21 protein-coding genes are annotated in these 22,651 nt (G+C 66.0%); 15 read left to right on the forward strand and 6 right to left on the reverse strand.

What is annotated here, in order from left to right; all coding sequences use genetic code 11:
- Nucleotides 1-60: 60 nt before the first annotated feature.
- Both alaC and LJE69_RS10825 read left to right on the forward strand, forming a co-directional pair.
- Nucleotides 61-1,329 (forward strand): alanine transaminase, encoded by a 1,269-nt coding sequence (alaC, locus tag LJE69_RS10820; RefSeq protein WP_296924767.1) that lies wholly within the window; start codon nucleotides 61-63, stop codon nucleotides 1,327-1,329.
- A 37-nt stretch (nucleotides 1,330-1,366) separates the two neighbouring features.
- Nucleotides 1,367-2,683, forward strand: coding sequence for a homoserine dehydrogenase (locus LJE69_RS10825; protein ID WP_296924769.1), 1,317 nt, complete (start codon nucleotides 1,367-1,369; stop codon nucleotides 2,681-2,683).
- A 195-nt stretch (nucleotides 2,684-2,878) separates the two neighbouring features.
- Here LJE69_RS10825 and LJE69_RS10830 read toward each other — a convergent pair whose 3' ends face one another.
- Nucleotides 2,879-3,427: a Slp family lipoprotein gene (locus tag LJE69_RS10830; protein ID WP_296924771.1), complete on the reverse strand. Its 549-nt coding sequence runs from the start codon at nucleotides 3,425-3,427 to the stop codon at nucleotides 2,879-2,881.
- A 203-nt stretch (nucleotides 3,428-3,630) separates the two neighbouring features.
- Between LJE69_RS10830 and LJE69_RS10835 the strand changes: the two genes are divergently transcribed.
- Nucleotides 3,631-6,195, forward strand: coding sequence for a GGDEF and EAL domain-containing protein (locus LJE69_RS10835; protein WP_296924773.1), 2,565 nt, complete (start codon nucleotides 3,631-3,633; stop codon nucleotides 6,193-6,195).
- A gap of 18 nt (nucleotides 6,196-6,213) precedes the next feature.
- Here LJE69_RS10835 and LJE69_RS10840 read toward each other — a convergent pair whose 3' ends face one another.
- The 5 genes from LJE69_RS10840 to LJE69_RS10860 all read right to left on the reverse strand — a co-directional run bounded on the left by LJE69_RS10840 (nucleotide 6,214) and on the right by LJE69_RS10860 (nucleotide 10,208).
- Nucleotides 6,214-7,533 carry a chloride channel protein gene (locus tag LJE69_RS10840; protein WP_296924775.1) on the reverse strand — a complete coding sequence of 440 codons (1,320 nt, stop codon included), beginning with the start codon at nucleotides 7,531-7,533 and terminating at the stop codon, nucleotides 6,214-6,216.
- A 142-nt stretch (nucleotides 7,534-7,675) separates the two neighbouring features.
- Nucleotides 7,676-8,014, reverse strand: coding sequence for a TusE/DsrC/DsvC family sulfur relay protein (locus LJE69_RS10845; RefSeq protein ID WP_296924776.1), 339 nt, complete (start codon nucleotides 8,012-8,014; stop codon nucleotides 7,676-7,678).
- 345 nt (nucleotides 8,015-8,359) lie between these two features.
- Nucleotides 8,360-9,043 carry a type I-MYXAN CRISPR-associated protein Cas6/Cmx6 gene (cas6, locus tag LJE69_RS10850; protein WP_296924778.1) on the reverse strand — a complete coding sequence of 228 codons (684 nt, stop codon included), beginning with the start codon at nucleotides 9,041-9,043 and terminating at the stop codon, nucleotides 8,360-8,362.
- Nucleotides 9,044-9,131: 88 nt separating this feature from the next.
- Nucleotides 9,132-9,845: a hypothetical protein gene (locus tag LJE69_RS10855; protein WP_296924780.1), complete on the reverse strand. Its 714-nt coding sequence runs from the start codon at nucleotides 9,843-9,845 to the stop codon at nucleotides 9,132-9,134.
- A 171-nt stretch (nucleotides 9,846-10,016) separates the two neighbouring features.
- Nucleotides 10,017-10,208 (reverse strand): sulfur relay protein DsrC, encoded by a 192-nt coding sequence (locus LJE69_RS10860; protein WP_296924782.1) that lies wholly within the window; start codon nucleotides 10,206-10,208, stop codon nucleotides 10,017-10,019.
- A gap of 800 nt (nucleotides 10,209-11,008) precedes the next feature.
- Between LJE69_RS10860 and dsrA the strand changes: the two genes are divergently transcribed.
- From dsrA to nrfD, 12 genes are all read left to right on the forward strand, one after another.
- Nucleotides 11,009-12,256, forward strand: coding sequence for a dissimilatory-type sulfite reductase subunit alpha (gene dsrA / locus LJE69_RS10865; RefSeq protein ID WP_296924784.1), 1,248 nt, complete (start codon nucleotides 11,009-11,011; stop codon nucleotides 12,254-12,256).
- A gap of 123 nt (nucleotides 12,257-12,379) precedes the next feature.
- Nucleotides 12,380-13,453 carry a dissimilatory-type sulfite reductase subunit beta gene (gene dsrB, locus LJE69_RS10870; protein ID WP_296924786.1) on the forward strand — a complete coding sequence of 358 codons (1,074 nt, stop codon included), beginning with the start codon at nucleotides 12,380-12,382 and terminating at the stop codon, nucleotides 13,451-13,453.
- A gap of 128 nt (nucleotides 13,454-13,581) precedes the next feature.
- Complete coding sequence (gene tusD / locus LJE69_RS10875; protein WP_296924789.1) at nucleotides 13,582-13,974, forward strand: sulfurtransferase complex subunit TusD; 393 nt, start codon at nucleotides 13,582-13,584, stop codon at nucleotides 13,972-13,974.
- A 19-nt stretch (nucleotides 13,975-13,993) separates the two neighbouring features.
- Nucleotides 13,994-14,404 carry a sulfurtransferase complex subunit TusC gene (tusC, locus tag LJE69_RS10880; RefSeq protein ID WP_296924793.1) on the forward strand — a complete coding sequence of 137 codons (411 nt, stop codon included), beginning with the start codon at nucleotides 13,994-13,996 and terminating at the stop codon, nucleotides 14,402-14,404.
- A gap of 38 nt (nucleotides 14,405-14,442) precedes the next feature.
- Nucleotides 14,443-14,751: a sulfurtransferase complex subunit TusB gene (tusB, locus tag LJE69_RS10885; protein WP_296924796.1), complete on the forward strand. Its 309-nt coding sequence runs from the start codon at nucleotides 14,443-14,445 to the stop codon at nucleotides 14,749-14,751.
- A 29-nt stretch (nucleotides 14,752-14,780) separates the two neighbouring features.
- On the forward strand, nucleotides 14,781-15,113 hold the full coding sequence (locus tag LJE69_RS10890; RefSeq protein ID WP_296924798.1) for a TusE/DsrC/DsvC family sulfur relay protein: 333 nt from the start codon (nucleotides 14,781-14,783) through the stop codon (nucleotides 15,111-15,113).
- 253 nt (nucleotides 15,114-15,366) lie between these two features.
- Nucleotides 15,367-16,101, forward strand: a complete 735-nt coding sequence (locus LJE69_RS10895) for a respiratory nitrate reductase subunit gamma (protein WP_296924801.1) — start codon at nucleotides 15,367-15,369, stop codon at nucleotides 16,099-16,101.
- 112 nt (nucleotides 16,102-16,213) lie between these two features.
- Complete coding sequence (gene dsrK / locus LJE69_RS10900; RefSeq protein WP_296924803.1) at nucleotides 16,214-17,749, forward strand: sulfate reduction electron transfer complex DsrMKJOP subunit DsrK; 1,536 nt, start codon at nucleotides 16,214-16,216, stop codon at nucleotides 17,747-17,749.
- Between the two features lie 140 nt (nucleotides 17,750-17,889).
- The gene (locus tag LJE69_RS10905) at nucleotides 17,890-19,851 is read left to right on the forward strand and encodes an NAD(P)-binding protein (RefSeq protein ID WP_296924806.1); all 1,962 of its coding nucleotides are present in this window, start codon (nucleotides 17,890-17,892) and stop codon (nucleotides 19,849-19,851) included.
- Between the two features lie 46 nt (nucleotides 19,852-19,897).
- Nucleotides 19,898-20,422, forward strand: coding sequence for a sulfur reduction protein DsrJ (locus LJE69_RS10910; RefSeq protein WP_296924809.1), 525 nt, complete (start codon nucleotides 19,898-19,900; stop codon nucleotides 20,420-20,422).
- Nucleotides 20,419-21,219, forward strand: coding sequence for a sulfate reduction electron transfer complex DsrMKJOP subunit DsrO (gene dsrO, locus LJE69_RS10915; protein ID WP_296924810.1), 801 nt, complete (start codon nucleotides 20,419-20,421; stop codon nucleotides 21,217-21,219). Before LJE69_RS10910 ends, dsrO begins: the two co-directional genes overlap by 4 nt.
- Nucleotides 21,220-21,357: 138 nt before the next feature.
- Nucleotides 21,358-22,587, forward strand: coding sequence for an NrfD/PsrC family molybdoenzyme membrane anchor subunit (nrfD, locus tag LJE69_RS10920; RefSeq protein WP_296924812.1), 1,230 nt, complete (start codon nucleotides 21,358-21,360; stop codon nucleotides 22,585-22,587).
- Nucleotides 22,588-22,651: the final 64 nt, after the last annotated feature.

Here is a 22,651-nt window from a genome sequence, read left to right on the forward strand (position 1 = left end):
CGCTAGTGCTGCGGTTACACTCTGACTCTTTTCACCCTACAAACAGCGTCGAGGTACAACGTGGTCGCGCCCGAGCCCAAGTTCCGCCGCATCGAGCGGCTGCCGCCCTATGTCTTCAACATCGTCAACGAGTTGAAGGCCGCGGCACGGGCCCGCGGTGAGGATATCATTGACTTCGGCATGGGCAACCCCGACCAGCCGACGCCGCAGCACATCGTCGATAAGCTGATCGAGGCCTCGGCGCGCCGGGATACCCACCGCTACTCGGTATCCCGCGGCATTCCGCGCCTGCGCCGCGCCATCACCCGCTGGTACAAGAGCCGCTACGACGTCGATCTGGACCCGGCCACCGAGGCCATCGTCACCATCGGCTCCAAGGAGGGCCTGGCGCACCTGGCGCTCGCCACCATGAGCGCCGGCGACACGGTGCTGGTGCCGAACCCGGCCTATCCCATCCACCCCTATGGCTTCATCATCGCCGGCGCCGACGTGCGCCACGTGCGCTTGACGCCGGACGTGGACTTCTTCGAGGAGCTGCAGGAGGCCATCCAGAGCTCCTGGCCGCGGCCGAAGATGCTGGTGCTCAACTTCCCCGGCAATCCCACCACCACCTGCGTGGAGCTGGATTTCTTCGAGCGCGTGGTCGACATCGCCCGCGAGCACGGCATCTGGGTGGTGCACGACCTGGCCTACGCCGACATCGTCTTCGACGGCTACACGGCACCGTCCATCCTGCAGGTGCCGGGCGCCAAGGACCTGGCCGTGGAGTTCTTCTCCATGTCCAAGAGCTACAACATGCCCGGCTGGCGCATCGGTTTCATGTGCGGCAGCCCGGAGCTGGTTGCCGCGCTGGCGCGCATCAAGAGCTACCTGGACTACGGCACCTTCACGCCTATCCAGGTGGCGGCCATCCACGCGCTGGAGGGCTCGCAGCAGTGCGTGGCGGAGATCCGCGCCATGTACCAGCGCCGCCGCGATTGCCTGTGCGACGGCCTCAACGACGCCGGCTGGTCCGTGCGCAAGCCTAAGGCCACCATGTTCGTCTGGGCGCGCATCCCGGAGCAGTATCGGCACATGGGCTCGCTGGAATTCTCGAAAAAGCTCCTGCGCGATGCCAAGGTGGCCGTCTCGCCGGGTATCGGCTTCGGTAACTATGGCGACGACCACGTGCGCTTCAGCCTGATCGAGAACGAGCACCGCACTCGCCAGGCGGTGCGCGGCATCAAGCACATGTTCCGCGACGATGCCCGCGCCGCGCCGGCACAGGCCGGCTCGGCCGAGACGCCCGCCGATGAGCAGGCCGGAAGGGCCGAATCGCAGCCGGCCTGACAGCGACAACGAGATAGTCACAGCGAGAGAACAAGCGATGGAACCGGTCAACATCGGACTCCTCGGGCTCGGCACGGTGGGCGGTGGCACCGTCACGGTGCTGACCCGCAACGCCGCCGAGATCGCGCGCCGCGCCGGGCGCGACATCCGCATCAGCCATGCCGCGGCCCGCGCCTATGACCCGGAGCGCATCGAGGGCCTCGATGGCATCGGCCGCATCAGTGACGACGCCTTCGCGGTGGTGGACGACCCCGAGGTGGACATCATCATCGAGCTCATCGGAGGCTATTCGCCGGCCCGGGAGCTCGTGCTCCGGGCCATCGCCAACGGCAAGCACGTGGTGACCGCCAACAAGGCCCTGATCGCGCTGCATGGCAACGAGATCTTCGCCGCGGCGCAGGAGCGGGGCGTGATGGTGGCCTTCGAGGCGGCCGTGGCCGGCGGTATCCCCATCATCAAGGCGCTGCGCGAGGGGCTCGCGGCCAACCACATCGAGTGGATCGCCGGCATCATCAACGGCACCGGCAACTTCATCCTCACCGAGATGCGCGACAAGGGCCGCGACTTCGCCGAGGTGCTCGCCGAGGCGCAGGCGCTGGGTTACGCGGAGGCCGATCCGACCTTCGACGTCGAGGGTATCGATGCGGCGCACAAGCTCACGATCCTGGGCTCTCTCGCCTTCGGCATTCCGCTCCAGTTCGACAAGACCTTCACCGAGGGCATCAGCCGGATCGAGGCGCAGGATGTCGCCTACGCCGCCGAGCTCGGCTATCGCATCAAGCACTTAGGCATCGCCCGGCGCGCGGCGGACGGCATCGAGCTGCGCGTGCATCCGACGCTGATCCCGCACCGGCGCCTCATCGCCAACGTAGACGGCGTCATGAACGCGGTGCTGGTGAAGGGCGACGCCGTGGGGCCGACCCTCTACTACGGTGCCGGTGCCGGCGCGCTGCCGACCGCCTCCGCCGTGGTCGCCGACGTGGTGGACGTGGTGCGGGCATTGACCACCGATCCGAACAACCGCGTGCCGCATCTGGCCTTTCAGCCCACGGAGCTCGAGGACACGCCCGTGCTGCCGATGGAAGAGGTCGAGACGGCCTACTATCTCAGGCTCACCGCGCTCGACCGCCCGGGTGTGATGGCTGGCATTGCCGGCATCCTCGGCGAGGAAGGCATCAGCATCGAGGCCATAAAGCAGAAGGAGCCCGTCGCTGGCGAGACCCATGTGCCGCTAATCATGCTCACCCATCAGGTGCGCGAGGCAGGCATGAACCGTGCCCTCGAGCGCATCTCCGCGCTGGATGTGGTGCAGGGCGAAATCGTGCGCATCCGCATGGAGGCGCTGGCGGGCTGAGCCGAAACACGAGGGTACATCTGCCGGGTACTCACTCGTGCAGCGTTTCACCTAACTTTGCCGTCGTTGTCGTTGTCGAGTATCCGACCACGACCACGAGCACGAGCACGAGCACGAGCAGAGACTTAGACCAGGTTTCTCGGCTCCGGCCCCATCCGGATTGGCGCCCTGCAAAATTGGCTGAAATGGGGACTACTACCAGGGCCGATACCAGGGACCGAAGCCAGGCCCCCACCAGGGTCCCCAGCCGGTGCCGTACCAGGGGCTGTACCAGGGGGCCGGATACCAGGGGCCCCAATCCCCTGGACCCGGGCCGAACGACTCGGGCGCGGGCCACAGGTGCTTTCCCGTCGCCCGAACAACCGGATAGCGATAGGGATATTCGCCAACGTCGCGCGTCTGCGTTCCCACCAGCACCCCGCTGATGGTGAGCAGTCGCTGCCGCGGATACTCCGCTGGGTCCAGGAATCCGTGGAATCGCGCGATGAACCGGCCTTGCGGCGTTGCGTCCATGCGCGGCTCGCCCGTGGCGTTCAGCGGGCGGGCGAGGATCTCCACGTCGGTGGTGTCGGCCGCGTTTTCCACGCCCAGGATGCTGCCGCCCCAACGCACCGGCGTGCCGACGTGGCGCTCCGTTGCGCGGCGCGCCTCGCTGACGGTCAGTGGTGCCGGCGCCGGTGAGCGGATGTCGTCTGGCACGTGGCCCGCACAGCCGAGCAACAGCGCCATCGCCGCGATGGGCAAAGCGAGCCTCGGCCGCGCCCCTCCGGCGCCCAACTTCGGGCCGGCACGGCCACCACGGCGGAAGCGCTCCCGGTCACACATCATCGGCTTCAGGTTAAGCTAGTCTGTGGTGGTTTCGCCTGCATCATGATCAGGCTAGAACCGTGTCTCTGCCGCGCGACGCGGCGACGGCAGCCAAGCAGCGTTCCTTCGGTCTTGTCCCGATGAAAAGATCTTTCACCAAGCCGCATCAGGATACCGCGAGCGTGGCGGCGGATGCTCGTGCCGCGGTGATCTCCGACACGGCGGCCGATGGACTCCTGGTGCGCATCCAGACGCTGTCGCGGGTGGTGGAAAGCTTGCCCGTGGTGGTCTACGTAGATGAGCCTGGCGCGGAGACCCCACGCTATGTGAACGACTTCATGGATACCCTGCTGGGGTTGCCGGCTGGGGAGGACCGCCCCAGCCATACCCTGTGGTACGAGCACCTGCACCCGGACGATCGGGAGCAGGTTCTCGCCGAGCGGGCGCGCTGCCGCAACGACGGCGAGCCCTTCTATGCCGAGTACCGGCTGACCACGGGCCATGGCGGGATCATTTGGGTCAGCGATCACGCCCGCGAGGTGCAGGCCGCGGAGACCGGTGCCCGCGTTTGCATCGGCGTTATCAAGGACATTACCGAGCGCAAGGAAACGGACCTCGCCCTGCGCCGCAGTCTGATGCTCAACGAGGCCGTGCTGGCAACGGTCACGGACCTGCTCGCGTACCTGGACTTGGAATTGCGCGTGCAGCACGCGAGCGCGAGCTTCATCGCGGTGCTGGACACGAGTCCGGGCGAGGTCATCGGCCGGTCGCTGGCCGATCTGCTGAAGCCCGAGGGTGACCCGCTGGCGGAGGCGCTTGCGCGTTGCCGCGGTGGCGAGACGCAGCGCCGGGAGATCTGGCTGGACCTGCCGGTGGGCGGCCGGCGTTGCCTCGACCTGCACCTGGTGCCGCACCGCGGTGGCGGGGGCGTGTTAGGCATCGTCGCCATCGGCCGCGACATCACCGCGGCGGTACAGCAGCGCGTGGCGCTGGAGGAGCGTGAGGCGCAGGTGCGCAGCATCGCGCGGAACCTCCCCGTCGCCATCGTCCGCTACATCGAGCTGCCGGACGGACGCAGCCGCACCCACTACGCGAGCGAGGGCGCCCGCGACATCTGGGAGGTGGCGGCCCCGGTCGTGGAGCAGAATGCGCAGGTGCTTTGGGACATGATCCTGCCCGAGGACCTGCCCGCCACGCGTGCCTCGGTGGACGCCTCGCGCCAGGACTTGACCGACTGGGTTCACCAGTGGCGCATACGCACGCCCAGCGGGCAGGTCAAGTGGTTGCACGGACGGGGCAAGCCGCGGCGGGGGGCTGACGGCGTGGTCACCTGGGACAGCGTCATCTACGATGAATCCGCCCGCAGGCAGGCGGAGCTGGAACTGGACCGGCTGGCGCACAGCGACCACCTAACCGGTCTGCCGAACCGGCTCGCCTTCCAGCAGACCCTCGCCGCCGCGCTGGAGCGCAACGCCGAGCGCCGCGGGCTGCTGGCGCTGCTCTTCATCGACGTCGACAACTTCAAGCAGGTCAACGACTCCTTCGGCCACAGTGCCGGCGACCGGATGCTGGTGGAGGTCGCCGCCGTGCTCGGCCGGCAGGTGCCGGCGGGCCAGACGCTGGCGCGCATCAGTGGCGACGAGTTCGTCGTCGTCACCGAGCGTGCCCCGGACCAGCAGGGCGTCGCCGCCCTGGCGCGCAGCCTGCTGGCGGCGGTGGAGCAGTGGCGCTTCCGTGTGGATGATCAGGAGATCGCAGTCAGCGTGAGTATCGGCATCAGCCTCGCCCCGCTGGACGCACGGGACGCCGAGACCATGCTGCAAACTGCCGATACGGCCATGTACCGGGCCAAGCAGCTCGGCCGCAACCGCTACCAGTTCTACGACCCGAGCTTCACCGAGGCGGTACAGCAGCGCATCGCCTTCGAGAACGGGCTGCGCCGGGCCCTCGACGAGGACGGTCTGGTGCTGCATTTCCAGCCGCAGGTGAGCATCGACGACGGCCGCATCCTCGGCATCGAGGCCCTGCTGCGCTGGCGTCATCCGCAGCGCGGCATCCTGCTGCCGGTGGAGTTTCTGTCCATCGCCGAGGGGGCGGGCATCATTGGCCCCATCGGCGAGTGGGTGCTGGCGCAGGCTTTCGACACCTTCGCCGGCTGGAAGCGTGCGGGCATCGCGCCGCCGCGCCTCGCCCTCAACGTCTCCGCCAAGCAGGTCGCGGACGCCGATTTTCCGCGCCTGGTGCAAACCATGCTGCGCCGCTTCGCCCTTGCGCCCACGGAGGTGGAGCTGGAACTGAGCGAGGACCTGCTGGTGGAAGAAGGTGGGGAGTCGCTGCGGGTGCTTCAGGCCCTGGCGCGACTCGGGCTCGGCATGGCCATCGACGACTTCGGCACCGGGCGCTCGTCGCTGGCGTATCTCCGTCGGCTGCCGCTGACGCGCATCAAGATCGACCCCTCCTTCATCGCCGCGTTGCCGGATGCCGATGCCGCCGCCATCGTGCGCAGCATCGTTTCACTGGCGGGCAGCCTCGGGCTCGAGGTGATCGCCGAAGGGGTCGAGACCCGTGGCCAGGCCGATTTCCTGGCGGCCAACGGCTGTCCGGCGGTGCAGGGGTATTACTTCGTCGAGCCCAAGGCCAGCGCGGACGTGGAGCCGCTGCTCGCCGCCCGCCAGTTGGACCCGGTGGGTGGCGCGTCCGCTTGACCACCCGCGCCGACAGCGCTATGCGAAATCGGGGTCACCACGCTTGGGCTCGCGCTCGCGCTCGCGCTCGATGAGCATTTGCGCCAGCGAGTGGTAGAGCGGCTGCGGGGTCAGCAGGTAGGAGACACCGTAGCCGATCATCGCTGCCGCCATCAGTGCCAGCAGGGTGTTCTGGTTGTCGGTCATCTCCATGACGATGACGAAGCCGGTGATGGGGGATTTCACCGCGCCGGCGAAATAGGACACCATGCCCAGCAGTACCATCAGATCCAGCGGTGCCAGGGGCAGCACCCGGTGCAGGTCGGCGCCGATGCCGGCCCCGGTGGATAGTGCCGGCGCGAATATGCCGCCGGGGATGTTGCTCAGGTAGGACGCGAGCGACGCGATGAACTTGTACACGGCATAGAAGGGTTGCGGTGCCTCGCCGTCGATGACCAGGGCCTTGGCGATCTGGTAGCCGGAGCCCATGACGTCATAGTTCGTCATCGCCCCCATCAGCACCACCACGGCACCGCAGACGAAGGCGACGCCGAGGGGATTGCTCGCCACCAACGGGGCGAGTGCCCGCGACATGCGCATGACAAAGTAAGCGAACAGCCCGCCGGCGAGGCCCGCCACGACCGCGCAGACCAGCACGGCTAGCCAATCGCTCGATCCGGTCGCCTGTCCGGCCGCGGCGGTGCCGAAGTAGTAGGGCTGCCCCACCAGCAGCATCGAGACCAGCGCGGACAGCACGACGGATAGCACGACGATCCCGGCGAGCCGTGGCGTGAAGCTGCGCAGCATCTCCTCGAACGCGAACACGATGCCCGCCAACGGGGTGTTGAACGCCGCTGAGATGCCCGCCGCGCCACCGGCCAGGAGCATGCCGCGGGCCATGTAATCGGCCGGGAAGCGGGCCAGCCGGCGCATGGAATACATGATGGCAGCGGCCACGTGGACGGTGGGCCCCTCGCGACCGACAGAGGCGCCGCAGACCTGGGCGATCAGGGTCAGCAGGATCTTGCCGCCCGCGAGCCAGAGCGTCAGCCAGCGATCCTTCGCCCGGGTCTCCAGTGCGGCGATCACCTGGTTGATGCCGCTGCCCTCGCTGCCGGGGAAGAACCGGCGTGCGAGCCAGGCCACCAGCACCAGCCCGAGGGGCGTCATCAACAGCGGCAGCATGGGCTCGGCGGCGGCGATGCGCTGGAAGAGCAGGTTGGCCTGCTCGCTGAGCTGGCCGAAGGCGGACGACACCGCCCCCACCAGCACCGCACCGAGCAGGAACGCGGCGCGCACCCGCCAGGCGCGCGCGGAGAGCAGCACGCGGCGGGTATAGCGCAGGCGGTCGATACGCATGGCCATCAAGCGCCGCTACGCCCGCCGCGCACCACGGCACAGACCGGCAACGCCGCGCGCCGCCGGGGGAGGCGAAAAAAAGCCGGCTTGCGGCCGGCTGCTGGTTGCCGAGTGCGCGTGTCGCACAGCGTGCGACGTCCGCTCAATAGCCGCCCTTGCGCATCACCTCGGGCAGGCCCGCGATCTTGGTGCCCTGCTTGGTGGGGGCCAGCGGGAAGAGCTTGTAGACATCCTTGCTGGTGGGCTTGGAGCCCCAGACCTTGCCCATGTCCTTCAGCAACTGGCGCTCCATGGGCTGGTTCTGGTTGTGGTTGTAGTACTCCTCGCGGAGGTACTTGATGATGTCCCAGTGTTTGTCGGTGAGCTCGATGCCTTCCGCATCCGCCAAGACCTTGGCGACGTCCTCATTCCAGTCGCCGAGGTTGGCCAGGTAGCCGCTCGCGGTGGTTTCGATGCTCGTACCGTTGACTTCGATTGCCATGTTGGGCTGCTCCTCTCGTCGTCGCCGGCGGCGATGGCCGCCGGGTGCGTTTCTTGTGTCTTTGCGCTGCCGTCGCCAGCGGACGTGCTCGATGGCGACAGCATAATGACCCGCTAATATTAGAGAAATCGGCGGGTTAGGGAAACTTCTAAATGACCGGTGTCGTCCGGCAGGCGCCTGGGCCGGCCAGACCGAGTGGCATTAAGGCACTGAAAGTGCAGAGATAGGAAGAGACCGCGGTGCTCCCATTGAGACCTGGCTCGGTGCTGGTCTCGGCCCCCGATGCTGATCGGTCCCCCCGCCGGAACGGGGGCTGGTCCGGCTCCGTCGTCTTCGTGCAGGCGTCTACTTGGGCTTATGCACCGCGTCGATGCCTTTGTGCGGGATGAACAGCCCGCAGCCCATGGCGCGGTACGGGCCGAGTCCGCGCTGTTGCAGGAGCAACGACTCCTCCGGCGGCAAGTCCGCCAGCATCAGGCTGCGTGTCTCGATGGGGCCGTCCGGCGTCGCCAGCCGCGTCGTCTTGCCGCACAGGGCCTTGCGCACGCGGATGCCCATCTCGGCAAGTGTGTCGGCTGCCCAGCGCAGGAAGGCGTCCTCGTCCACCCCGGGCGGGCCCGCCACGTAGCGCGAAAAGATCGTGCCTTCTCTGCCCAGCGGCCGCGGCTTGGCATTGCCGATGCCGAGCGGGGCACCGGCGATGTCCAGCGTCCTGCCCTCGAGGGCGGCGCGCAGCGCGTCCATCTTGGCCCGGGGCACGCGGATGCTCAGCTTGGTGCGCCGAGACAATAACAGATGCTGGTCTCCGCCGTGGGTCGGACGCTCCCACCCATTCTGTGAGCCGGCCACGTGGATGCTGTGGATGCCACAGCCGGGCTCTTCGAGCCAGGGCGCGGCGGCCAGCAGGGCGCGGCTCAGCGCGTAGGCATGATCCACGGGGATGGAGCGGCAATCAAGGTTGAACAGCACGTCGACGATGTCGTCGGCGATGCCGATCGCGGGGGTTTCCTCGTCTTCCTGCCAAAACATATGGGGGCGTGGGATGCGTTGGGTGAACGGGTGCCGGCGACGGACTCGGCGTCGGGCGCGCAGGCCCGACTGGCGCCAAGTCCTGGCCTTAGGCGGGCAGTCGCTCCTGCAGCGCCTCGCGGTCGAACCACCAGTCGTCCTGGACCAGCACGTCGATGACGTTGCGCAGCCGCACGAGGAATTTTTCCGGCTCGCGCAATTCCAGCCGGTCGCGCCACAGGTCGAAGGCCTCCTGACTGTCCACGTCGCTGTGACGGCGGGCAACACTGGAGAGCATCTGGGACGTGAAGAAGACCAGATTTTCGCGCTGCGTCCCCTCGGCACGCAGGTCGGCCAAGAACAGGGCCGTGGTGGCGGCGACCGCGGCGCCGTCGGCGTCGTTGGGCGTTTCGTCCACGACGTGGTTGAGCAGGTCGACGGCCAGCTCGACATCGATAGGGCAGGTGACCGCCAGCCAGATGCCCTGCCCTAGCGCGGCGAGCGACTGGGGCTGCTCGGCGCGGAACAGGACATCGCAGCAGTCGGCCGCCGATTCGATCTCTTCGAGCGTCATGAAGGCGTCGAAGGCCTCGCGTGCGATCGACCAAGCCTGCTCGCCGCGGCCCAGTCCGACCAGCGTCCGCGCCATCTGCAGTTGCGTTTCGGCGACGCGAAGCGCGTCGGCGCCGGCGCGCTGGATGGTGTCGTATTGTTCCTGCAGTGCCAACAGGTGCGACTCCAGCGCCGCTTCCTCGGCGCCCTGCCGGACGATGGAATCTGCCGCGGTGTCGGGCAGTCGCTGGGTGATGTCGTAAGCCTTCATGTGGATCGCCTAACGGGGTTCGCTTGCGGGCTTGGCAGTTGCGATGGCCTCTGCGGATGGTTGCCGGGATGACCTGTTCGGGTGACGGTTATGTCTGTGCGCCCGATGTGCGCTTGGTCTGCGCCCGGTCCGCTGCCGGTGTGGTCAGTGGCAGCCGCAGTCGGCCGCGGATCAACGGATCAGGCCGCTGAATGCCGCCTCCAGGCGGTCTTCCCAGTCCTCTGGGGTGTCCGGGTAGGGCGGCTTCACGTCCATTCGGAAGAAGCGTTCCCCGGTGCGGGCGGCATCCATCACCGCGTGCTGCAGTTCGGGGAAGGTCTCGATGTCTTTCCGGGAGACCAAGATCTCACTAAGTTTCAACATGGGTTCGGTGCCCTCGAGTTCGTAGGGGCCATCTCCCCGCTTTGCGGTCCGGCCGTTGCGCCTGGATGGCACGCCGTGGGCGGGCCTTGGCAGTGCTCTGCAATGGTCGGGCGCACGGCGGCGGGCCAGAAAGTGTCGGCGAGTGTCTGCGCGCCGCACTTGCGGCCTGAGCCGTCGGCCGCGGCAAAGCCCGCGGAACTTCTGCCCCGAGCGCATGTCGTGCTGCGGTCATGGGCGGCTATGTGCTGACGCGCCACGTCGAATGCAACGCGGGCGTCGCAAAACGGGTATCCCTAAGTAGGGATTCAGGCGCGTCTCGATATCAGTGGGTACGAATATTAGGGAACGTTGACATTGACAGGGGTGCTGGCTAGACTCGGTGGCCTTGAGCAAAGGTGGGGCGACAACTTCATACCCCATTGAGCGGAAAAAGAAAAAAGCAGTCGGTCAACTATCCCCAATGGGATATCCCGGCGCCAACCCGACATCCCGAACGTGGAATTTCTGTCTCCGGTCCAGCCGACTATAGTGCCTCCCCAGACACGGGCGTCCTGCGACGAGGTCCGGGCGGAGCCATGCCGGTGCCAGGGCGGCGTCTAGATGACTTCTTATGAGGCGTCGGCCAAAAAGCGTCGGCCAGACACATAGGCCGCAAGTGGCTCGCGCAAGACGCCCAAAGCTCTACCCAAACTTCGGTCCGGCAGCCCACGGCGTGTGCTGTCAGACGCCGGGCCCAAATTGATCGGATCCCAATCTTGATCAGATTAGGTTGACCTGACCTCTACGGGAGATTCAGCGACATGGCGATCGACAAGCACCATACCCCGATGATCGATCAGCTGGAGGACGGCCCCTGGCCGAGCTTCATCTCCGGCATCAAGCGGCTGCGTGACGAGCATCCGAACGAGCGCATCAACGCGGTGACCAATGACCTGCTCGGTCAGCTGGAGCACTCCTACGAGACCCGCAAGGGCTACTGGAAGGGAGGCACCGTTTCCGTTTATGGCTACGGCGGCGGCATCATCCCGCGCTTCTCCGAGGTCGGCAAGGCGTTCCCCAAGTCGAGAGAATTCCACACCCTGCGTGTGCAGCCGCCGGCTGGCAATCACTACAGCACAGCGATGCTGCGTCAGCTCGCCGACAGTTGGGAGAAGTACGGCTCGGGTCTGGTCACTTTCCATGGTCAGACCGGCAACATCATGTTCATCGGCGCCGACACTGAGTCGACGCAGCACTTCTTCGACGAGATCAACGAGTACGGTTGGGACCTCGGCGGCGCCGGCCCTTGCGTGCGCACGGCCATGTCCTGCGTGGGCGCGGCCCGTTGCGAGATGTCGTGCACCAATGAGCTGAAGTCCCACCGCATGCTGGTGAACAACTTCACCGACGATGTGCACCGTCCGGCGCTGCCGTACAAGTTCAAGTTCAAGGTGTCCGGCTGCGCCAACGACTGCCAGAACGCCATCGAGCGCTCCGATTTCGCCGTGCTCGGTACTTGGCGCGACGACATGAAGGTCGACCAGGACGAGGTGAAGGCCTACGTGAAGGCCAAGGGCCGCCAGTACATTATCGACAACGTCATCACCCGTTGCCCGACCCAGGCTTTGTCGCTCAACGACGATGACACGCTGGCTGTCAACAACCGCGACTGCGTGCGCTGTATGCACTGCCTCAACGTCATGCCGAAGGCGCTGCACCCCGGCGACGACAAGGGTGTGACCATCCTCATCGGCGGTAAGCGCACGCTCAAGATCGGCGACCTGATGGGTACCGTGGTCGTGCCGTTCAAGAAGCTGGACACCGAGGAAGACTACGAGGAGATGGTGGAACTCGCCGAGAACATCATCGACTTCTGGGCCGAGAACGGGCTGGAGCACGAGCGCTGTGGCGAGATGATCGAGCGCATCGGGCTTGCCAACTTCCTCGACGGCATCGGTATCGACCCCGATCCGAACATGCTGAGCCATCCGCGTCAGTCGTCCTATATCCGCATGGACGGCTGGGACGAGGCCGCCGAGGCGTGGTTCGAGAAGCAGGCCGCCGGCTAATACGCTGACGCTACCGGGATCGGCCGCGGCGGGTCGGTGCAACCGACCGCCAGCCGCGCGCCGATTTCCTTCGCCGACCAAGATCAGCACCTAACTGTTTACTGATTGACTGGAGGACCATCGATGGCCAAAGAGATGCGCGAGCCCATCGAAACGGGCTGCCCGGACCCGTGGCAGTACATGCACCCGGTGATGCGAAAGAACTTCGGCCAGTGGAAGTACCACGAGCACCCGCGCCCGGGCGTACTGCGTCACGTCGCCTACAGCGGTGACGAGATCTGGACTGTCAAGGCCGGCACCCAGCGCATTCTGGACGTGTTCACGCTGCGCAAGCTGTGCGACATCGGCGACCAGCTCGCCGACGGCTTCGTGCACTTCACGCTGCGCTCCAACATCGAATACATGGTCACCGACGAGGCCAGGGTCGCGCCGCTGATCCAGGCGCTGGAAGACGCGGGCTTCATCGTCGGCGGCACCCAGAACTCGGTGACCATGATTTCCCACACCCAGGGCTGGCTGCATTGCGACATTCCCGGTACCGATGCCTCCGGCGTTGTCAAGTCCATGATGGACGAGCTCATCGACGAGTTCCGCAACGCCAACATGCCCAACCGGGTGCACATCACCACCTCCTGCTGCCAGATCAACTGCGGCGGGCAGGGTGATATCGCCATCAACGTGCAGCACACCAAGCCGCCGAAGATCAACCACGATCTGGTGGCGAACGTCTGCGAGCGCCCGTCCGTCGTCGCTCGCTGTCCGGTGGCGGCCATCCGGCCGGCCATGGTGAACGGCAAGCCGTCGCTGGAAGTGGACGAGCGCAAGTGCATCTGCTGCGGTGCCTGCTATCCGCCGTGCCCGCCGATGCAGATCAACGACGCGGAGCACTCCAAGCTGGCCATCTGGGTGGGCGGCAATCACTCCAACGCCCGCGGCAAGCCGACCTTCCAGAAACTGGTCGCCGCCGGCATCCCTAACAACCCGCCGCGCTGGCCCGAGGCCACCGCGATCGTCAAGCGCATCCTGAAGGCATACAAAGAAGGCGCGCGGGACTGGGAGCGGGTTGGCGAATGGATTGAGCGGATCGGGTGGCCGCGCTTCTTCGAAGAGGTGGAGCTGCCGTTCACCAAGTATCACATCGATACCTGGCGCGGTTCGCGGGCCAGCTTCAACAGCTCGTCCTACATCCGCTTCTGAGGCCCCGCTTCTGACCCCGCTGTGGGTACACAGCCCCATCGCGGGCAGAAGCCAGCGGCGGACCGGCCGGCTCCAGACCCGGCCGGCCGCTGCCCGCCACTCAAGAGGTCGCCCAATCCGAGGTCGATATGAAATTCGCAATCCAAGTCAACGAGGGACCGTATCAGCACCAGGCGTCCGATTCGGCCTACTTCTTCACCAAGGCGGCGCTGGAGAAGGGGCATGAAGTCTTTCGCGTGTTTTTCTATCACGATGGCGTCAACAATTCGTCCCGCCTGACCACCCCACCCCAGGACGATCGCAACATCGTCAACCGCTGGGCCGAGCTGGCCGAGCAGCACGATCTCGACATGGTGGTCTGCGTCGCCGCGGCTCAGCGCCGCGGTGTCGTCGACGAAGGTGAGATGCAGCGCAACGGCAAGGATGCGACCAACATCCACCCGCGCTTCCGTATCTCCGGCCTCGGCCAGCTGGTCGAGGCGGCCATTCAATCGGATCGCCTGGTCGTCTTCGGCGACTGATTCGGCGGGGGAGACGAACATGTCGGAAACCATCAAGAAATTTCTCTATCTCAACCGCAAGGCGCCCTACGGGACCATCTACGCCTGGGAGTCGCTGGAGGTGGTCCTCATCGGTGCGGCGTTCGACCAGGACGTGAGCCTCGCCTTCGTGGAAGACGGCGTGTACCAGCTCACCAAGGACCAGGACACCACCGGCATCGGCATGAAGAACTTCTCGCCGACCTACGCCGCGCTGGGCGACTACGAGGTGAAGAAGATCTTCATCGAGAAGGAATCCCTCGACGAGCGTGGGCTGACCCTCGACGATCTCCAGCACCTGGTCTGGGAAGACGAGGACGACGACTGGGCCGAGAAGGATTCCATCAAGCTGGTCTCGCGCGAAGAGATGACGGCTCTCATGGAAGACGCCGACGTCGTCTTCAGCTTCTGACGCACTACTAGCCGGGAGACTGGCGAGCGAGGATCACCATGAGCACCCTTCACACCGTCAACAAATCGCCCTTCGAAAAGACCTCTCTGGACGTCTGCCTGTCCCACGCCGGCGCTGGTGCCAGCGTGCTGTTGCTGGAGGACGGCGTCTACGGCGCAACCAAGGGTACGGCCGTCGAGACCCGCGTGAAACAGGCGCTCGATTCGGTCAAGCTGTTCGTGCTGGGGCCCGATCTCAAGGCGCGGGGGCTGTCCGAGGACCGCGTCATCGAAGGCATCAGCGTCGTGGACTACGCGGGCTTCGTGGATTTGGCCGCGGAGAACGACAAGGTCCAGGCCTGGCTGTAATTCCATCAACCTACACAGGAGCATCCACCATGCCCATCGAAGTCAACGGTAAGTCCCTCGAGACCGACGAAGAAGGCTACCTCGCCAACATCAATGACTGGGAGCCTGGCGTTGCCGAGGTGATGTCCAAGGAAGACGACCTGGAGCTCACCGACGAGCACTGGGACATCATCAACTACCTGCGCGAGTACTATGAGGAGTACCAGATCGCCCCCGCGGTGCGCGTACTCACCAAGGCCGTCGGCAAGAAGTTCGGCAAGGACAAGGGCAACAGCAAGTACCTGTACGGTCTGTTCCCCTACGGTCCGGCCAAGCAGGCGTGCCGTTACGCCGGTCTGCCGAAGCCGACCGGCTGCGTCTGAGTCGGCGAACTCGGCCGCTGTCGGCCGCTCTCTCGGGGCCTTCCGGGGCAGCGCCGGCAGCGGCGACGAATTGCAGCGCCGTCCGTCCGCGTCAGCATTCGACGCCGGCGAACGGCTACGCCGGCCGCCGAGTCTCTCGCGCCGGCCACTGAGCGTAAAACCGGTGCGCACGCGCGGCGCCGGTGCTCTGGGGCCGTGAATTCCGGGCTGCGCCGGACCACCAATACGACTTCATCACCGAGGCAGTGTCGTCATGTCCTTCATCTCCACCATCTACGCCTATCTGTTCTATTTCGCGGCGTTCATGCTGGTGCTCGGACTGGCGGCCAAGGTCGTGCAGTACGCCCGCACGCCCGCTCCGCTCAAGATTCCCACGACACCGGCGCCGACGACACGCGCTGGCGTGGCATTCCGGATCACCCGCGAGGTGGTCTTCTTCGAGAGTCTGTTCCGCGGCAACAAGTGGATCTGGATCTTCGGCTGGATGTTCCACTTCGGTCTGTTCATGGTCACGCTGCGCCACCTGCGTTACTTTATCGACCCGGTGTGGGCGCCGATCAAGTTTATCCAGCCCTTCGGCATCTATGGCGGCATGGCCATGGTGGTGGGGCTTGCCGGACTGTGGGCGCGCCGCTTCCTGGTGGACCGCGTGCGTTACATCACCTCGCTGTCGGATCACCTGATTCTCGCCCTTCTGATCAGCATCGGTCTGTCCGGGCTGTCGATGAAGTTCATCGCGCACACCGACGTCATCCGCGTGAAGGAGTTCTTCCAGGGGCTCTACGTCGGCCACGTCTCGACCCTGCCGGCCGACCCGTTGCTGCTGGTGCACCTGCTGCTGGTGGCCTCGCTGATGATCATCTTCCCGTACAGCAAGCTGTTGCACATGCCCGGGCTCTTCTTCAGCCCGACGCGCAACCAGGTGGATAACCCGCGCGAGCGCCGGCACCTGGCGCCTTGGGCGCGGCGGCTGGAGCAGCAGCAGTAAGCTGCGGCAAGCGGTACCGGCTCGTCCGGCGGCGCCTGATCGCCGCTCCCCGAGCCTGACGCAAAAGCGGAGCGCCGCGGCGCACGACTCAGATTTCGGAGACTTTAGACCCATGGCCAAGGCCGACTTCGAAGTTCCAGTCCTGAAGCAGTACCCCGAAATCCCCGAGATCGAGCCGGGGGTTATGGCCCACTCGTCGCCGTTCAAGGCCAAGGCGGAGTTCCAGGCCGAGCTCGGCTTCCCGGGGGAGCTGGTGGACAACTGGCAGGAGAAGGCCATCGCGAAGATGGGCGACCTGCTGGGGCGCTACCGCTCGCTGCGGGTGTACCTGGACGCCTGCGTCAAGTGCGGGTCCTGCACCGACAAGTGCCACTACTACCTCGGCACGCATGACCCGAAGAACATGCCCGTCGGCCGCCAGGACCTGATGCGCAAGGTCTATCGGCGCTACTTCACGCTGGCCGGCAGGTTCTTCCCGAAGCTCGTCGGTGCCGAGGACTTCACCGAGGAGGTACTGAACGACTGGTACAGCTACTTCCACCAGTGCTCGCAGTGCCGTCGCTGCTCGGTGTTCTGCCCCTACGGCATCGACACCGCCGAGATCTCCATGGCCGCCCGTGAGGTCATGGATCACATCGGTATCGGGCAGAAGTACTGCAACGAGATCATCGGCAAGGTCTACAAGATCGGCAACAACTTGGGATTGCCGGGGCCGGCGCTCGAGGACACGCTCGAGGGGCTGGCGGAGGACGTCTACGACGAAACCGGTGTGGAGGTGCGCTATCCCCTGGACGAGGAGGGCGTCGAAATCCTGCTGGTGACGCCATCGGCAGACTTTTTTGCCGAGCCGCACGTGGACGGCCTGATCGGCTACGGCAAAGTCTTCCACGAGGCGGGCGTCTCCTGGACGCTCAGCAGCTACGCGTCCGAGGCCGCCAACTTCGGCATGTTCATCGGCTCCTACGAGAACATGCGCCGGGTGGCGCTGCGCATCCGCGAGGCGGCCATCAAGCTCGGCGTCAAGCGCATCGTGTTCGGCGAGTGCGGCCACGCCTGGCGCGTCGCCTACAGCTTCCTCAACACCCTGGCCGGCCCCTGGGACTTCCTGGACCCACGCTACCCGATTCCGCAGCACATCTGCGAGTTCACCTGGGATCTGATCCAGCAGGGCAAGCTCCGGCTCGACAAGAGCCAGAACGATGACATGGTGCTGACGTATCACGACTCGTGCAACGTCGCCCGCGCCTCGCGGATGGGCGATCGCCCCGGCGGGCAGTTCGAGATCCCGCGCGCGATCATCCGCGCCACCTGCAACCACTTCTACGACATGGACGAGGACACCATCCGTGACCGCACCTTCTGCTGCGGCGGTGGTGGCGGCTTGCTTACCGACGACCTGATGGAAGTGCGGGTCAAGGGCGCGCAGCCGCGGGTGGAGGCGCTGAACAACGTCATGCACGAGAAGGGCGTGACGCACATGGCCGCCATCTGCGCCATCTGCAAGAGCCAGTTCACCAAGGTGCTGCCCTACTACGGCATGGACATGGATCAGATCGTCAGCGTGCACCAGCTGGTGTCCAACGCCCTGATTCTCACCGGGCAGGTCACCGACGAAGACGAGGAGGAGGCCGCCGATGAGGCCGCCTGACGGCCGCTGCCCCACCCCTCCGAGCTGGGGCGCCGCACATGCAGAGAGTCGTCCAGTCATCAGGTCCCGGCCGACGCCATGTCGACCAGATCTCATCGATTAAGCGAGCGCGACAGCTTGCAGCGTAAGGAGCGTTATCCATGGCAACTTCCAGCGATGAAATGAACAAGCTTTCCTGGCGCCGGTTCGAGGACGGCGACAACGTCTGGGACAGTCTGACGGAGAAGATCTTCGTCCAGGATACGTCCCACAAGTGCCCGACCTACGTGCACAAGACGCCGCCTTGCCAGGGCAGTTGCCCGTCCGGTGAGGACATCCGCGGCTGGCTGCAGATCGTGCGCGGGCTGGAGCAGCCGCCGGAGGGCCTGACCTGGCAGGAGTACGCGTTCCGCCGCTCCACGGACGCGAATCCCTTCCCGGCGATGATGGGGCGCGTGTGCCCGGCACCCTGCCAGGACGGCTGCAACCGCAACGAGCTGGAAGACTTCGTCGGCATCAACGCCGTCGAGCAGTTCATCGGCGACACTGCCATCGCCAATGGCTACAAGTTCGAGACCCCGCCGCCGACCAGCGGCAAGCGCGTGGCCATCATCGGCGGCGGCCCGGCCGGCTTGGCCGCAGCCTACCAGCTGCGCCGCAAGGGCCACGCGTCCACCATCTTCGAGGCGAATGACGGTTTGGGCGGCATGTTCCGCTTTGGCATCCCGGGCTATCGTGTGCCGCGCGACAAGCTCGACGCCGAGATCAACCGCATCCTCGACATGGGCGACATCGAGGTCAAGCTGAACAGCCGCGTCGGCGTCGATGTCACCGTCGAGCAACTGGAGAAGGACTACGACGCCGTGCTCTGGGCCATCGGCTGTCAGTCCGGCCGCGGCCTGCCGGTGCCCGGTTGGCAGGACACCCCCAACTGCGTCTCCGGCGTCGCCTTCCTGAAGGCGTTCAACGAGGGCCGCATGAAGGTCACCGCCGACAAGGTGGTCTGCGTGGGTGGTGGTGACACCTCCATCGACGTGGTCTCCGTAGCGCGGCGTCTGGGCCACATCACCAAGACCGGCAAGAGCGACCTGCCCGAGACCGTCATCCACGACGGCTACGTGGCGCACGACGCCGCCGCTACCGCTGCCGCCGAAGGGGCCGAAGTCACCCTGACCTCGTTGTTCCCGCGCGCGCAGATGACCGCTGCCGAGCACGAGGTGCACGACGCCCTGCACGAGGGCGTCACCGTCCTCGACGGCGTCATGCCGGTGGAGGTCCTCAAAAGCGAGAACGGCCGTGCGACGGGCCTCAAGGTCGCCGACTGCAAGATGGAGGACGGCCGACCGACCCCGGTGGCGGGCACCGAGCGCGTGCTCGATGCCGACCTGATCGTCTCCGCCATCGGCCAAGGCGGCGACCTCACCGGCCTGGATGACTTCGACAACGGCCGTGGCCTGATGAACTCCGACAAGTTCTACCAGGTGCCGGACAAGCCCGGCCACTTCGTCGCCGGCGACATCATCCGCCCGCACCTGCTCACCACGGCCATCGGCCAGGCGTGGATCGCCGCGGAGTCCATCGACGAGTATCTGAAGCAGGCCGAGCACAAGCGCCGCCCGAAGGTCGACGTGCATCACTTCAACCTGCTGGAGAAGATGACCGAGGCGCACCTGGCACCGGAAGCGTTCAACGTGGCCGAGCGCGGCGACCTGCGTGGCACCTCCAGCGGCAATTACGCGATCCACAACTACGAGGACCGCTCCGGCGCCGAGATCATCCCGCACGACGAGCTTTTCCTCGCCCACTTCAAGTACGAGGCGCGCAACCTGCGCAAGGAAGAGGTGCCGAGCGCCGAGGAGGTGCTGGGCCACTTCAAGGAGCGCGTCATTGGCTACACCGACGAGGAGGCTGTCGCCGAAGCCAAGCGCTGCATGAGCTGCGGCATGTGCTTCGAGTGTGACAACTGCGTCATTTTCTGCCCGCAGGACGCCGTTTATCGTGTCGCCAAGGACGAGAAGACCACGGGCCGGTACGTGGCCACCGACTACGCCCGGTGCATTGGCTGTCACATCTGCGCCGATGTCTGCCCGACCGGCTACATCAAGATGGGCTTGGGCGAATAAGCCCGAAGCAGTAGCGGCCCTGGGCAACCGGGGCCGGAGCAACCCGATGACACATTTTCACCCCAAGCTCCGCGCACCGGTCGCCATCGCGCCACTCGTGCTGCTGGGTCTGCTCTGCCTGGGTCTGGCCGCGGCGGCGCAGGCCACCGGTGTCGGCGACTTCGTCGTCGACAGCTCACGCGCGGCCAAGCTCGACCACTGCGTCGAGCCCACGGAGTATATGCGCCGGTATCACTATGAGCTGATCCGTCACCAGCGCGATACAACCGTGTATGGGGGCATCCGTTCCACCAAGCACAGCCTTGCCGGCTGCGTTAAATGCCACGTCGGCTACGACGCGCAGCACAAGCCCGTCGCCGTCAATGCCAAGCACCAGTTCTGCAACGCTTGCCATAGCTATGCGGCGGTGACCGTGAACTGTTTCGACTGCCACGCCACCGTGCCCAAGGGTGAGTCCTGGAACCAGGTGACGGCCGGGGACCGTGAAGCGCTGCTCCCGGGCGTGCACCCGCAGGTGGGCGCAGCCGCCCCGGCCGCGCCCGGCGCCGCGCCGGAGAGCAGAGACCAATGAGCAGAGAAGTCGACCAAGTGAACCAGGAGCGTCGCCGCTTCATGGGTGTCGCGGCGGGCGCCGTCGCAGGCACTGCGGGTGGCGCGGGCGTCGTCGTTGCCGCCCTGTCCAGTGGCGTCTCCAGCGATGCCGCGGCCGCACCGCGCACCGAGCCCGTCAGCGACCGCCATCGCTGGGGCATGCTCATCGATACCGCAAAGTGCGTGGACGGCTGCACCGCCTGCGTCGATGCCTGCGATGAGGAGAACGGCCTGAATCTGCAGGCCGAGCCCCTCGGCGACGACGAGGCCAAGTGGCAAAACCAGCGCTCGGCTTGGATCCGCAAGGTGAAGGTGCAGGACAACGCCAGCGGTGTCGTGACCAATCTGCCGCTCATGTGCCAGCACTGTGAGCATCCGCCCTGCGTCAACGTCTGCCCCACGGGCGCGTCGTTCAAGCGTGCGGATGGCATCGTCATGGTGGACCGGCACATCTGCATCGGCTGCCGCTACTGCATCATGGCCTGCCCGTACAAGGCGCGCTCTTTCATCCATGAACAGGTGGTGCAGAAGCTGACGCGCGCACCCCGTGGCCTGGGCTGTGTCGAGAGCTGCAATCTGTGCGTCCACCGGATCGACGACGGCAACCCTTCCCCCGCCTGTGCCGACGCCTGCGCGGCCGAGGGTCACCACGCCATCCTGTTCGGCGACCTGAACGATCCCTCGGGCCCGTTGCGGCAGGCCCTGGGTGCCCAGCCGAACCGGCAGATTCGCGAGAATCTGGAGCTGAACACTGGCGTGCGTTACGCCGGTCTCTAGCAGGGCTGAAGCCGGAACGAGCGGACCTACCCAGCAGCTGCGCCAAGCAACCCCACCAAGTCCACCCGGGCCGCGCCGCGGTGCGGCCCGCGCCATGGCGGCAGAGCGCCGTCGCGGCCCAATTATCGAGACCGACCGATGGGCAAGAGAATCGTCTACCGCGAATGGCTGATCCAACCCGAGCGTTACTGGGGGTTGCTCGCCGTGCTCGCCGGCGTCATCGCCGTCGGTGGCGCCTCCGCGCTGTACATGGAGCACGAGGGCCATTGGGTCACCGGCATGACCAACTCCGTGGTCTGGGGCCTGCCCCACGTGTTTGCCGTGTTCTTGATCGTCGCCGCGTCGGGGGCGCTCAACGTCGCCTCCATCGGCACCGTGTTCAACAAACCGGCCTACAAGCCCTTGGGCCGGCTCTCGGGCCTGCTCGCCTCGGGCATGTTGGTGGGGGGGCTCTTGGTGCTGGTGCTGGACCTCGGCCGGCCGGACCGGCTCGTCGTGGCCATGACCACCTACAACTTCTCGTCCATCTTCGCGTGGAACATCTTCCTCTACACCGGCTTCCTCGCTATCACCGTCGGCTACCTGTGGACCATGGCCGAGCTGAAGGGCAACAGGTTCCAGCGCCCGGTGGGCATCTTCGCCTTCCTGTGGCGGCTGGCGCTCACCACCGGTACCGGCTCCATCTTCGGCTTCCTGGTGGGACGCACCGCCTATGACACTGCCGTGCTGGCGCCCATGTTCGTGGTGATGTCGTTCGCCTACGGGCTCGCCGCGTATATGCTAATCCTCATGACCAGCTTCCAGTGGGACGGCCGGCCCATCGGCCCGAAGATCCTGAAGCGGCTGAAGGACCTGCTCGGACTCTTCGTCTCCTCGATCCTGTATTTCACGCTCATCTACCACCTCACCAACCTGTATGGCGCGAAGGACGCGGATTTCGAGAGCTTCCTGCTGCTGCATGGCGGCATCTACACTTTCCTGTTCTGGATCGGCTGGGTGCTGGTGGGGAGCGTGGCGCCGCTGGGCATCATCTATCACCCGCGTCTCAGCAAGGACCCGAACTGGATCCTGGCCGCTTGCGCGTTGGTCATCGTCGGTGGCTTGTCGGCGATGTACGTGGTCATCATCGGCAGCCAGGCCTTCCCGCTGGAGATATTCCCGGGCAAGACCGTGCTGGAGTTCGGCGCGCCGGGCGACGTCGGCGGCGCCGTGGCGCCCTACACGCCGAGCCTTCCCGAGTTGCTGCTGGGTGTTGGCGGCGTTGCCGTGGCGATGCTGATCGTGTCGGTGGGCATCCGGGTGCTGCAGTTTCTGCCGGAGTCGCTGTCCGACAAGGATATGGACGGTCTGGCGGAGGCGGCGGTCTGAGCCGCGATCGCATCCGCTCGCCCGGAGCCGTGGCCGCGGCGCCCGCAGCAGCGGGCGCTGAGCC

This window comes from Thiohalocapsa sp. (genome assembly GCF_022340605.1).
Lineage (GTDB): Bacteria > Pseudomonadota > Gammaproteobacteria > Chromatiales > Chromatiaceae > Thiohalocapsa.

Coding starts and splice junctions, on each gene's coding strand:
- LJE69_RS10825 (WP_296924769.1), top strand. CDS start 1,367: ATGGAACCGGTCAACATCGGACTCCTCGGGCTCGGCACGGTGGGCGGT.
- LJE69_RS10835 (WP_296924773.1), top strand. CDS start 3,631: ATGAAAAGATCTTTCACCAAGCCGCATCAGGATACCGCGAGCGTGGCG.
- LJE69_RS10840 (WP_296924775.1), bottom strand. CDS start 7,533: ATGCGTATCGACCGCCTGCGCTATACCCGCCGCGTGCTGCTCTCCGCG.
- LJE69_RS10845 (WP_296924776.1), bottom strand. CDS start 8,014: ATGGCAATCGAAGTCAACGGTACGAGCATCGAAACCACCGCGAGCGGC.
- cas6 (WP_296924778.1), bottom strand. CDS start 9,043: ATGTTTTGGCAGGAAGACGAGGAAACCCCCGCGATCGGCATCGCCGAC.
- LJE69_RS10855 (WP_296924780.1), bottom strand. CDS start 9,845: ATGAAGGCTTACGACATCACCCAGCGACTGCCCGACACCGCGGCAGAT.
- LJE69_RS10860 (WP_296924782.1), bottom strand. CDS start 10,208: ATGTTGAAACTTAGTGAGATCTTGGTCTCCCGGAAAGACATCGAGACC.
- dsrA (WP_296924784.1), top strand. CDS start 11,009: ATGGCGATCGACAAGCACCATACCCCGATGATCGATCAGCTGGAGGAC.
- dsrB (WP_296924786.1), top strand. CDS start 12,380: ATGGCCAAAGAGATGCGCGAGCCCATCGAAACGGGCTGCCCGGACCCG.
- tusD (WP_296924789.1), top strand. CDS start 13,582: ATGAAATTCGCAATCCAAGTCAACGAGGGACCGTATCAGCACCAGGCG.
- tusC (WP_296924793.1), top strand. CDS start 13,994: ATGTCGGAAACCATCAAGAAATTTCTCTATCTCAACCGCAAGGCGCCC.
- tusB (WP_296924796.1), top strand. CDS start 14,443: ATGAGCACCCTTCACACCGTCAACAAATCGCCCTTCGAAAAGACCTCT.
- LJE69_RS10890 (WP_296924798.1), top strand. CDS start 14,781: ATGCCCATCGAAGTCAACGGTAAGTCCCTCGAGACCGACGAAGAAGGC.
- LJE69_RS10895 (WP_296924801.1), top strand. CDS start 15,367: ATGTCCTTCATCTCCACCATCTACGCCTATCTGTTCTATTTCGCGGCG.
- dsrK (WP_296924803.1), top strand. CDS start 16,214: ATGGCCAAGGCCGACTTCGAAGTTCCAGTCCTGAAGCAGTACCCCGAA.
- LJE69_RS10905 (WP_296924806.1), top strand. CDS start 17,890: ATGGCAACTTCCAGCGATGAAATGAACAAGCTTTCCTGGCGCCGGTTC.
- LJE69_RS10910 (WP_296924809.1), top strand. CDS start 19,898: ATGACACATTTTCACCCCAAGCTCCGCGCACCGGTCGCCATCGCGCCA.
- dsrO (WP_296924810.1), top strand. CDS start 20,419: ATGAGCAGAGAAGTCGACCAAGTGAACCAGGAGCGTCGCCGCTTCATG.
- nrfD (WP_296924812.1), top strand. CDS start 21,358: ATGGGCAAGAGAATCGTCTACCGCGAATGGCTGATCCAACCCGAGCGT.